This is a genomic window from Emticicia sp., from assembly GCF_043780375.1.
Classification (GTDB): Bacteria; Bacteroidota; Bacteroidia; order Cytophagales; family Spirosomataceae; genus Emticicia.
Window position 1 is genome coordinate 1 of the sequence record NZ_JAYWCU010000274.1, and the last position, 10,633, is coordinate 10,633.

At 31.5% G+C, this 10,633-nt stretch carries 10 protein-coding genes, 1 tRNA gene and 2 pseudogenes; 5 read left to right on the plus strand and 8 right to left on the minus strand.

The window, feature by feature from the left end; translation table 11 throughout:
• Positions 1–61: 61 nt before the first annotated feature.
• The 5 genes from ACH2CJ_RS20125 to ACH2CJ_RS20145 form a co-directional block, all read right to left on the minus strand.
• A complete protein-coding gene (locus ACH2CJ_RS20125; RefSeq protein WP_394995891.1) occupies positions 62–244 on the minus strand; it encodes a hypothetical protein in 183 nt (60 codons plus the stop codon).
• Positions 220–384, minus strand: a complete 165-nt coding sequence (locus tag ACH2CJ_RS20130; protein ID WP_394995893.1) for a hypothetical protein — start codon at positions 382–384, stop codon at positions 220–222. The genes ACH2CJ_RS20125 and ACH2CJ_RS20130 overlap by 25 nt, the downstream gene beginning before the upstream one ends.
• Before the next feature lie 239 nt (positions 385–623).
• Positions 624–696 (minus strand) — tRNA-Met (locus ACH2CJ_RS20135).
• A 6-nt stretch (positions 697–702) separates the two neighbouring features.
• Entirely contained in the window at positions 703–1,137 is a 435-nt protein-coding gene (locus tag ACH2CJ_RS20140) for a hypothetical protein (RefSeq protein WP_394995896.1), read from the minus strand.
• A 17-nt stretch (positions 1,138–1,154) separates the two neighbouring features.
• Complete coding sequence (locus tag ACH2CJ_RS20145) at positions 1,155–1,376, minus strand: hypothetical protein (protein ID WP_394995898.1); 222 nt, start codon at positions 1,374–1,376, stop codon at positions 1,155–1,157.
• Between the two features lie 200 nt (positions 1,377–1,576).
• Between ACH2CJ_RS20145 and ACH2CJ_RS20150 the strand changes: the two genes are divergently transcribed.
• Entirely contained in the window at positions 1,577–2,035 is a 459-nt protein-coding gene (locus ACH2CJ_RS20150; protein WP_394995900.1) for a helix-turn-helix transcriptional regulator, read from the plus strand.
• 371 nt (positions 2,036–2,406) lie between these two features.
• On the opposite strand, the gene ACH2CJ_RS20155 is transcribed toward ACH2CJ_RS20150, so the two are convergent.
• From ACH2CJ_RS20155 to ACH2CJ_RS20165, 3 genes and pseudogenes are all read right to left on the minus strand, one after another.
• Positions 2,407–2,589: a hypothetical protein gene (locus tag ACH2CJ_RS20155; RefSeq protein ID WP_394995903.1), complete on the minus strand. Its 183-nt coding sequence runs from the start codon at positions 2,587–2,589 to the stop codon at positions 2,407–2,409.
• 10 nt (positions 2,590–2,599) lie between these two features.
• Positions 2,600–2,985: pseudogene (locus ACH2CJ_RS20160) on the minus strand (DUF3871 family protein).
• Position 2,986: 1 nt separating this feature from the next.
• A pseudogene (locus ACH2CJ_RS20165) lies at positions 2,987–3,109 on the minus strand (DUF3871 family protein); the annotation flags it as partial.
• A gap of 477 nt (positions 3,110–3,586) precedes the next feature.
• On the opposite strand from ACH2CJ_RS20165, the gene ACH2CJ_RS20170 reads away from it, so the two are divergent.
• The 4 genes from ACH2CJ_RS20170 to ACH2CJ_RS20185 all read left to right on the plus strand — a co-directional run bounded on the left by ACH2CJ_RS20170 (position 3,587) and on the right by ACH2CJ_RS20185 (position 10,255).
• Positions 3,587–7,192, plus strand: coding sequence for a PAS domain S-box protein (locus ACH2CJ_RS20170; RefSeq protein WP_394995905.1), 3,606 nt, complete (start codon positions 3,587–3,589; stop codon positions 7,190–7,192).
• A 59-nt stretch (positions 7,193–7,251) separates the two neighbouring features.
• Complete coding sequence (locus tag ACH2CJ_RS20175) at positions 7,252–7,614, plus strand: response regulator transcription factor (protein ID WP_394995908.1); 363 nt, start codon at positions 7,252–7,254, stop codon at positions 7,612–7,614.
• A 563-nt stretch (positions 7,615–8,177) separates the two neighbouring features.
• Complete coding sequence (locus tag ACH2CJ_RS20180; protein ID WP_394995910.1) at positions 8,178–8,825, plus strand: hypothetical protein; 648 nt, start codon at positions 8,178–8,180, stop codon at positions 8,823–8,825.
• Positions 8,825–10,255, plus strand: a complete 1,431-nt coding sequence (locus ACH2CJ_RS20185) for a glycosyltransferase (RefSeq protein ID WP_394995912.1) — start codon at positions 8,825–8,827, stop codon at positions 10,253–10,255. The genes ACH2CJ_RS20180 and ACH2CJ_RS20185 overlap by 1 nt, the downstream gene beginning before the upstream one ends.
• Positions 10,256–10,633: the final 378 nt, after the last annotated feature.

The following is a 10,633-nucleotide window of genomic DNA, read 5'->3' on the forward strand; positions in this document are numbered from 1 at the left end:
ACGTTTATAGTTTTTGGGATTCAATACTTTTAAGGTCACAGCAAAGCGATGTAATGGGTATTTATATGCCTACTTCGGCTTCTGGGTCATAATCTGCTACTTTAGGCGTAGGTTTTTGAGTATTTTTATACTCCGAAACTCCATAAATGGCGGCACTTATTGCCAAAATGCCAATGCCACCAGCAACCATTTTTTGTTTACGACTAAACCGTGGCGTTTTTAAGTCAGTTTTGGAGTTTTCCATGCGTTTGTGTTTTTCAAAAGTAATTGGCTCAATAGCTTAAATACCATTGGTTTTAGGTAATTGTACCATGCCAGCGAAAGGGCAATGGCAAATAATGAAACGGCAACTGCACTGACGAAAATGATTTCAAGATGCGACATAATAGTATATTTGGTTTTATTTTGACAAAACATACGAAGAAACCTTCGGCAGTAAATAAGGTACTTGCAACCTTCTAAAATTTTCAAAATTAAAATCTCAATACACTGTTAGTTTTCATAGCTTTCAGAATCCTGCTTTACTTTATACTGATTCTGAAAACTAAGTGGCACGAATTGCACCACGTAGTTTGAGATTATCTCCTAATAATAAACAACCATTCCCTCTTATTTTAACTTTGTTGCGGGTACAGGACTCGAACCTGCGACCTTGAGATTATGAGACTCACGAGCTACCAACTGCTCCAACCCGCTGTGTATTTATGCTGCTTGTAATGACTCAGGGTAACTAATACGGTCGGAGTACCACTGTACCATTTCGTTGAAATCCCATATAATATTCTCGTTCAATGGTTGGGTAGGAGAGGTTAATGCCTCTTTACCATATTTATCAATCATTCGTTTGTCAAATTCGGCTTTGAAAGCCTCCGACAAGTGAAAATAGTCAGGGTTTTGACAAAACAACCAACCAATCATGTTTCTCTTGGGCTTGATAGCTGTTGAAAACACCTCAATAAATTCATCGGCAAATTGTTGGTCTTTTTGTTCAAATGAATCATCAATCCAGCGTAAGATTGCGGTTTCTTTGCTTTCTTGCTCACTATACAGTTTGTCTTTTTTTGATACTCTTATTAGCTTACCATCTTGATACATGATAAGGGTTTCTTGTGAGCTTGAATAGTAAATGTTTGTCATAGTTTTAGGGTTTACACTTAGGGAAATAATATTGCTTTTGCTGAAGGGATTTCTTCAATAATTATCCATTTTAAAATAGGGGCTAAGTTATTTGCAACATTTACTCTGCCTGTTTTATAATCTCTAATGGTATAATCTTTAATGTTCCCTTCTTCCAAGAGAAGTTCCTTAACCCAAAGCTGTTTGGATGGTTTTAAATCATTTATCCAAACCCCAAATTCACTTATTTTTTTTTCCATTAACAAAAATTTAACAGTTAAATACTTGTTTTTTTGTGTATAAATTTGAACATTTACGCAATTGTTAGTGTTATTATGTAAATGATACACAAATATAATAATTAAAAATCAAAAGTACACTAAATACATATAAATAATATTTATTTAGTGTAGTTTGTATTTGTTCTAAATAAAGTAAACAAATTAAATATTTTAACATTATGGAAACTAATTTTCATCATGGAAAGCGATTAAGGCTACTTTCCATACAAAAAAACCTGTCAGAAGTTGATATAGCAAAGGTACGAGGTGTTTCAAAACAAGCTATTAACAATGATTTCAATAGAGAAAACATTGGATTGAAGACAATAAATAAATATTGTCAAGCTATTGGAGTTAGTTTAGATGATTTTTACAAAGAAAACATCAAAAGTCAATCTAATATGTCGAATGTAAATTTTGATATTGAAAATCAAAAATCAGTATTCACCTTCGACAAAGTATTTGAAGTAATGGAGGAAAATAGAAAACTTTGGACAATCATTGCCCATAACGGAATCAAAGTCGATTTGGGAAAGTCTCATGAAGTGTTGAAAAAGCCCTTTGTTTTAGTACCCCCATTTTTTTTGGGTATTCAGAACCAAAGTTCAGCACGGATGCCATACCAAGAGACGGTATAGTGGTAGTAATCAAGCAGTTATAAGCATCTTGTCAGTCCCGACTGGAGGCTCTTGATAATCAAGCACTTAACAAAAAAGTTAGGTGCTTTTTTATTTTGTTGCACAACAAATTGCACAACATCTATAGCTCCAAAGTACTTCTTTAACTATCTTTCTTCATAATAAAGTCTATTTTTTAAAGTTTCCACATTCATTTTCAGGAGTTTTTTTGGGAGGGGTAAAACTGTCTCAAAAGAAGTGGGCAACAAAATACAGCATAACCCCTACAGTAATTACTGAGGTAAAATATTAAAATAGGTATGGAAATATGGCTTCCCTTGAATTATGAAAGTAATGTTTTCACTCATATCAGTTTTGACCATATCAATCACCTAAGCTTCATTTTGGAGTAGGTTCTGTATTGGAATCATACACCTTGCCAAGAATGGACAATAGATTCTTCTTAACTCTCCTCTGGAGGTAACTACTAATAAAGAGAATGGGTCAATGATTATTCTTGGCTCTAATTTATCTTCCATCATCATAAAATCACAAGGGGCTGTTATTGCTAACAACCCCTTGTGATTATTTTAAAAACCAACTATTTGCTTTACTCTCAATTGAATGTGCTAAATTTTCCACAAACTCAAAAGCATTTACACCTCTATCCAGAAATGTATCTATGTAGCTTTGTTTATTTGCCCCTGTGAATAGATTATAAACATTCCAAAGACAAATACTTCCATCACCTCTACGGCAGAAACTCTTATCTTGATAATAGTCTTTGGCTATCATTCCAATTTGGGCATCTCCAAAAAGCAAAGGCTCTATTTGTTTTTTTCTACCAAAGGAAGGTATTGATACAATTTTGCTCTTCCTATCAAGGTTGCAAATTCATGTTCAGATAAACTATAATGAAGTAGGTTTTGTAGGGCAACAAGCTGTTTCTCAGCTTTGTATCTCACAATCATATCATACAATACCTTTCATCAGTTGGGCTGTGTTTTTGACTTTTAGATTTCCTACAAAACCATCAGACCAAACACAAAGATTGCAGCAGACTTTGTTTTGAAACCTAATAAATACTTTGAAATGTTTATCACCCCTTTTCTATTATACATGTCCCGTCCTAAAATTGGGGTACATTATTGTCAATGATGTCTATTTTAGACCAGTCATTAGTCAAACCATAAGCTAATAGGAGGTTTTTACGTAAAAAAAAGCTCTAACGTACGATAACTTAATAATTTAGTAATATAAACATTTGATACAAAAATTTGTTATAAATACAAAGAAGCGTTTGTTTTTTACAACTATTTTTTTATAATTTGTTGACTATTAGCCGTTTACAATAATTGATAATATCAAACAAATTCCATCACTTACCTAATAGAAATAAATAGTATAGCGAGTGGAGAAATTAACATTATGCACTGAAGATAAAGTTTAAGGAAAGTTTGGTGCAATAAAGAAAATTAATAATTTTCAAAAACCAATTTAATTATAGATACGTAAATTTATCCACTCTCATTACACAAAATTTGTAGCTTTTAATAATGTTTGCTATCAATTATGACAAAAAACTTACCAGTACCTGCCAACGAAAAAGAAAGACTCGAAGCATTATTAAGTTATGATGTTTTAGATACTTCATTTGAAGAAGATTTTGACAATATAACTAAATTAGCCTCCTATATATGTCAAGTTCCTATTGCTTTAATCTCGCTCATTGATGATAAAAGACAATGGTTTAAATCTCGAATAGGCCTGGATTTGCCCGAAACACCCAGAGAAATTTCTTTTTGTCAATATGCCATCATGGATGGGGAAATACTTGAAATTCCTGATGCTCTTGAAAATGATAACTTTAAAGATAATCCTCTTGTAACGGGTTCTGAAAATATTCGTTTTTATACGGGGGCACCGCTAACCACGCCCGAAGGTTATAATATTGGTACTTTGTGTGTATTAGACCGGGTTTCAAAAAAACTGGATGAAGAGCAGAAAACTGCTCTTTCTATTCTTTCCAAACATGTGATTACTCAATTAGAGTTAAGAAAAAAAAATATTGACTTACAGAGTGAGGTCGAAAAATTAGCAAAGAAGACATTAGAAACAATTACGCTTGAATTAAATAGTTACAAGTTAGCTTTAGACGAAACTTCGAGTACTATCATTACTGACGAAAAAGGAATAATCAATTTTGTGAACGAGGCTACTTGCAATATTTCTAAATATTCAAAAGTAGAATTAATTGCACAAGACATTAGAATATTAAACTCAGAGTTTCATTCGAAAGCATTTTTTGCTGATTTATGGAAAGTTATCACTTCGGGATTAATTTGGAAAAATGAGGTAAAAAACAAAGCAAAAGACGGTACTTTTTATTGGGTTGATATCACCATAATTCCATTTTTAGACAAAAAAGGAATGCCCGTGAGATATGTATCAATTCAACGAGATATTACCAAACAAAAACAGGAGGAAAATACAATAAAACAGTTTTTTGACCTGTCCCAAGATTTTTTGTGCGTGGCCAATACCGCTGGGTTTTTCGAAAAAATAAGCCCGACCTTTTCAAAAGAATTGGGTTTTTCTCAGGAAGAATTATTGAGCGAACCATTTTTTAATTTTATCCATGAAGAAGATGTTTACAAAACCAGAAAAGAAATTGAAAAATTAGCTCAAGGAAATACCTCAGTTAACTTCGAAACGAGATTTAAGTGCAAAAATGGCGGGTATAAATTATTAGACTGGAATGCCTCTCCTGACCAAGAAACGGGCTTATTGTATGCAATTGCACGGGATACGACTATAAGTAAAAAAATAACCGAAGAAAATAGACAGCTCTCATTGGTGGCAAAAGGTTGCGATAATATCATCTTAATAACTGATAAACACAGAATAATTCAATGGGTTAACCAGCCATTTGAAACATTGACTGGCTATTCTTTGGAGGAAGCAATTGGTGAAAAAGCAGGTAAATTACTCCAGTTTGAAGAAACAGACCCCCAAACAATTATAAAAATAAGAGAAGCACTAAATAATCAAATATCTTTTAAGGGGGAAATTAAGAATAGGAGTAAGGCTGGCAGAGTCTATTGGCTTGAAATTAACATCAGCCCTGTATTTAACGACAAGGACGAATTAATCAATTTCATTGCGATTGAGTCTGATATAACCGAGAAAAAGAAAAAAGATTTGAGTATTTCAAATTTAATTACCACACAAACTAATATCTTCAATGGTGTTGGATACACAGTTATATTTACAGATGCGAGTGGAATAATTAGAAGAATAAATAAAGCGGGATTAAATTTGATTGAATACACAGCCGATGAAGTAATCGGTAAAATCAATCCAATTAGTTTTTACGATGCAGACGAAGTCTTTAAGCGAGCAGAAGTTTTGACGCTTGAATTAGGAGAACAAGTTGATGTAGGCTTTGATACTTTGGTTATAAAGACAAGGGACAATAATAACGTAGATGCCAATGAATGGACTTACATTTCTAAAACAGGAAAACGGATTCCAGTTTGGTCGAGTGTTACTTGTATTAAGAATACAGAAGACCGTGTATTAGGTTATTTAATAGTAGCTGAAGATTATACGATCAAAAAACAAGTAGAATTAGAACTAATCAATGCTAAGAATCTTGCCGAACAAGCGGTTTATGCAAAAGACAGTTTCTTAGCAAATATGAGCCATGAAATCAGAACGCCATTAAATGCAATTATCGGATTTACTGAACTAATCAGTCAGAGTAAACTTAATGACTCTCAGTTAAATTTTGTAAATAATATTCAAACGGCTGGCGATAACTTACTGATTATCATTAATGATATTTTAGATTTATCAAAAATTGAGGCTGGTCAATTACTCATTGAGTATCATCCTTTTAATCTTAAAAGTACATTAAAACACGTTTATGATTTGCTAAAAGAAAAAGCATCTAAAAATGATTTGGAGTTTAGTTTATTTTTAGACGCTGAAATGCCTGACTTTGTTGTGGGCGACAAAGGGCGTATCAGTCAAATAATGACGAATTTAGCAGGTAATGCAATAAAGTTTACAAAAGAAGGAGAAGTAATTATTTCTGTAAAAAAAATAGCAGAAACAGATGGAGATGTTACGCTGAGGTTTTCTGTGAAAGACACCGGGATTGGTATTCCTGAAGATAAATTGGGTATGATTTTTGATAGATTTATTCAAGCAGAAACAAGTACAACCCGAAAATTTGGTGGCACAGGCCTAGGGTTAAATATTGTGAAGCAGTTGGTCGAACTACAAAACGGGCAAATTTATGTAAAAAGTAAATTTGGATATGGTTCAGAGTTTTATTTTACTTTAGAATTTAAAAAAGTTGATTCATCAATAGTAAAAATAATTGAGGGAAATAATTCAAACAAGAAATCGCTTGAAAAACTATCAATATTGCTTTGTGAGGACAATGAGTTAAATCAGCATTTGGCCAAAAATGTTATTCAAAACTTTGGTTTTGACTTGGATATAGCCAATAATGGACAAGAAGGGATAGATTTATTGATAAAAAACAAATACGATCTGATATTAATGGATCTCCAAATGCCAGTAATGGATGGTTATCAAACAACGATTTATATTCGAAACGAACTAAAGAATGAGATTCCTATTATTGCCATGACGGCTCATTCATTAGTGGGCGAGCAACAAAAGTGTTTCGATATTGGCATGAATGCTTACGTTGCTAAGCCATTTAAGCAACAAGATTTGTTAAATGAAATTCATTCTGTAATAGAGATAAATGCTAAAAAACAGCTTGAAATATCTAATGACGAACAAATATTAGCAATAACCCAGAATAAAAAAAATATTGATTTATCTTATTTGGATGAGCTTTCTGGAGGAAATAATGATTTTAGAAATGAAATGCTTGAGTTATTCATAACAAAAATACCCAAGGATTTGAATTTACTTGAAAATGCAATTCGCCAGAAAGATTATATTGTACTGAAGAGTATAGCACACGAAATGAAATCATCGCTCACAATGTTTCGATTGGATGATGAATTTGCTCTTTTAGAGCAAATTGAAAAAAAAGCTATTAATTCAACCATAAGTAGTGAATCAATGGATGAATTCGTTAATTTTAAAAATGAATTAAAAAAAGTAACTGATACCTTAACATTGTTTTTATAAATCCCACAATTAGAATGGCTAATTTAGTTATTTTAAATAACAGTTAAACATATTTAAAAATGAAAATCCTTCTGTCTGAAGATAACCAATTGCTGAGAAAATCATTGTCATTTTTCTTAGAATCGAAAGGATTTATTGTCGACCAATTTTCCAATGGAAAGGAAGCTCTTGATGCGATAATACAAAATCAATACGAAATAATTTTAACAGACATTAATATGCCTGGAATTAGTGGAATGGAAATTACTCAATTTGTAAGAAATAATCTTCATCTCAAAACTCCTATTATTATTTTTACTTCGTCAAATGTTGAACAAACCGAATTAGATTCCTTTAATATTGGAGCGAATGAATTTATTGCTAAACCGATTAGCCCGTCTGTATTACTCGTCAGAATGAATAGATTACTAAACATAAAGTGAAACTAAGTGAAAATAATAAGATCATTTACAGTAATATGAAAGAGCCTTAAAATGTTTTTAGAGTCGGTATTTATATAGACTTGTTGCAATGGAAGATTATTCGTTTTAAAATAGCCTTTTTTTACGGCATCGGCTTTCCGATTGCTCTTCGTTTAAATTCTCGTCCGTAGCTTCACAACGAACTCAAATTTAAGCCTAAATCAAGCAAAAATGACTTGATTTTATAAATCGAAACGCCCATTGCAACAAGTCTAATATCAACTTCGTATTAAAGAGTCTTTTTTAATTCGTCCAGAATTTCTCTACGAATATGAAGAATATATGCCAACGACATATAGACATAAATTTAAATCACAAATAATTCTTACTAAACGATTCTGATGGATGAATTGAGGCAATTATACACAAGCAAAACTTGGATAGAACCGTTTTTAGTCTATTCAATTGTCTTTTTTATAACAGTTTCCATTGTATTTTTTGTATTTATAATAATTAGTCGATTTATAAAAATACGTAATCAAAAATTAGAAAATAGATACAATTTGTTTATTGAAAAAATGTTAATGCAAATTCTATTTGATGACATCACTTATTCAACCTCTAAAGAATATGGTATTTTGAATAAAAACACTTTATTCAGAACTCAGTTGATGAATTTAGTAATAAATCTTCATCAAAATTATGAAGGCAATTACGCCAAAAAATTAGAGCAATTTTATTTTGAATCCAAATTGAGAACCGATTCATTCAATAAACTCAAAAATAGGAAATGGGAAATAAAATGTAAAGGAATAAAGGAATTAGCCGAAATGAATGTATCAAATGCGTTTGATGTATTAGTAAAAATTTCAAAATCTAATAATAGAATACTTACAATTACGGCACTCAACGCTTGTGTTAAGCTAAACGGAACTAATGGAATTATTCACTTGATCAAACATAGATATAGATTTGACAATTGGACACAATTAAATATTATTGATGCAATTAAACAGGGCAATATTGAAGACACAAGCGGAATTGAACTGTTATTAACCTCGCAAAACTTATCGGTTGTTAGTCTTGGATTAAAAATTATCCAAACTCTTCAATTATCTCAAAATACTACTTTTGTGCAGCAGTTGATAAGCAATACTGCCAGTGATTCGATTAGAAATGAGGCTTATCATGTAATTAAGGCTTTAACAACTCACAGTAAATCAGAGAAATAATGTTTAATAATAGCGGAATATCGATGTTTGTTGAAGTATATCTGACTTTGATATTATTTTATGCCATTCTGATTATGACATCTTATCTATTTCTTGCTTACCTCTCCGCCAGAGAATTAAATGATTATTTAAAAAAAAATAGTTTTGTTAATTATGAGGTTCTATTGTCGAGTGAATTTGCCCCTTACCTTTCGCTCATTGCCCCTGCTTACAATGAAGGATTGACAATTGAAGAAAATGTAAAATCGCTGTTATCGCTAAATTACAATAACTATCAAGTTATTGTAATAAATGATGGGAGTAAGGATAATTCCATGGAAATTTTAATTAATACTTACGATTTAATACCAGTAGTGTTAGAATACCAAAATAAAATTGCGACTAAGGAAATTAAAGAAATATATCAATCAAAAAACTCAGCATTTAAAAAACTGATTGTCGTAGATAAAGAAAATGGAGGTAAAGCTGACGCTTTAAATGTTGGCATAAATATTGCTCAAAATCCTTATGTGGTATGCATTGATGTTGATTGTATTTTAGACAAAGATGCCTTATTGAAGTTGGCAAAGCCTTTTTTAGAATCAACTCGAAAACGGGTAATTGCCACGGGGGGAGTTATTAGAATTGCAAATCAATGTATAATAAAAGATGGTCGATTAATTGAAGTAAATATACCAGATAAAATGCTGCCAAGAATCCAAGTATTGGAGTATCTTAGGGCATTTCTTTTAGGAAGGATGGCATGGGAAAGACTCGACGGTTTACTATTGATTAGTGGTGCATTTGGTGCATTTGATAAAGAAGTTGCTCTAATGGCAGGTGGATACAATACAAAAACTGTTGGAGAAGATATGGAATTAGTAGTTCGTATGAGACGCTCTATGCACGAAAAAAAGATTCCTTATACCGTTAGCTACATTCCTGATCCATTGTGTTGGACTGAAGCACCCGAAAGCTTTAATATTTTTAAAAAACAAAGAAGCAGATGGATGAGAGGAACAATTGAAACTTTGTGGATTCATCGTAAGATGTTTCTCAATCCAAAGTACAAATTATTAGGTTTATTAAGTGTTCCTTATTGGACTTTTTTTGAATTTTTAGCTCCTTTTATTGAAGTAATTGGCTTATTGATAACACTTTTATTCATAGCTTTTGGAATCCTAAATTGGCATTTTTTCATCCTACTTCTTTTGTTTGTTTACTTTTTTGCTGTGATGTTTTCAATACTTGCATTACTAAGCGAAGAGCTAACTTTTCATAAATATATCAAAGTAAATGATTTTATAAAACTTCTAGTTGGAGCATTAGTTGAGCCAATTTATTTCCATCCTCTGGCCGTTTATGCAGCTTTAGTTGGATATATGGAGAAAATTAGAGGAACTAAAGGTTGGGGTGAAATGACCAGAAAAGGCTTTCAAAAAAAGCCGTAATTTTTAAAGATATATGTCAAAATTTAAACAAAGTCAGTAAATTAGAAATGTTGTAATATCAAAATATATAATAGTGAACTAATAATTTTTTGTTTTTATATCACTTACTTTATATATTGGCATTATAATTTAGTATTATTGTTTATTCGGGGTTGTTTATAAAAAAGTACCTTAGTATATCTTTAAAGTGACTGCACTTTTTTGGTATACAAGTCTTAGAGGTTGTTTAAGTTTTTTGATTTGGGCTTAAAATGCACCTTTTTAAATTACTCTTCGTTTAAAAAAGGCTCATTTTGCTCGCAAAATTTCACTTTTTTAACCTTGATTAAGTCAAAAAAGTATCATTTTTTACCAGCAAAAAAAAACTTAAACAACCTC

What these genes read in the sequence shown, in the direction of transcription:
- ACH2CJ_RS20145 (WP_394995898.1), bottom strand. Translation starts at nt 1,376, where the DNA reads ATGGAAAAAAAAATAAGTGAATTTGGGGTTTGGATAAATGATTTAAAA.
- ACH2CJ_RS20170 (WP_394995905.1), top strand. Translation starts at nt 3,587, where the DNA reads ATGACAAAAAACTTACCAGTACCTGCCAACGAAAAAGAAAGACTCGAA.
- ACH2CJ_RS20140 (WP_394995896.1), bottom strand. Translation starts at nt 1,137, where the DNA reads ATGACAAACATTTACTATTCAAGCTCACAAGAAACCCTTATCATGTAT.
- ACH2CJ_RS20185 (WP_394995912.1), top strand. Translation starts at nt 8,825, where the DNA reads ATGTTTAATAATAGCGGAATATCGATGTTTGTTGAAGTATATCTGACT.
- ACH2CJ_RS20130 (WP_394995893.1), bottom strand. Translation starts at nt 384, where the DNA reads ATGTCGCATCTTGAAATCATTTTCGTCAGTGCAGTTGCCGTTTCATTA.
- ACH2CJ_RS20175 (WP_394995908.1), top strand. Translation starts at nt 7,252, where the DNA reads ATGAAAATCCTTCTGTCTGAAGATAACCAATTGCTGAGAAAATCATTG.
- ACH2CJ_RS20125 (WP_394995891.1), bottom strand. Translation starts at nt 244, where the DNA reads ATGGAAAACTCCAAAACTGACTTAAAAACGCCACGGTTTAGTCGTAAA.
- ACH2CJ_RS20150 (WP_394995900.1), top strand. Translation starts at nt 1,577, where the DNA reads ATGGAAACTAATTTTCATCATGGAAAGCGATTAAGGCTACTTTCCATA.
- ACH2CJ_RS20180 (WP_394995910.1), top strand. Translation starts at nt 8,178, where the DNA reads ATGCAAATTCTATTTGATGACATCACTTATTCAACCTCTAAAGAATAT.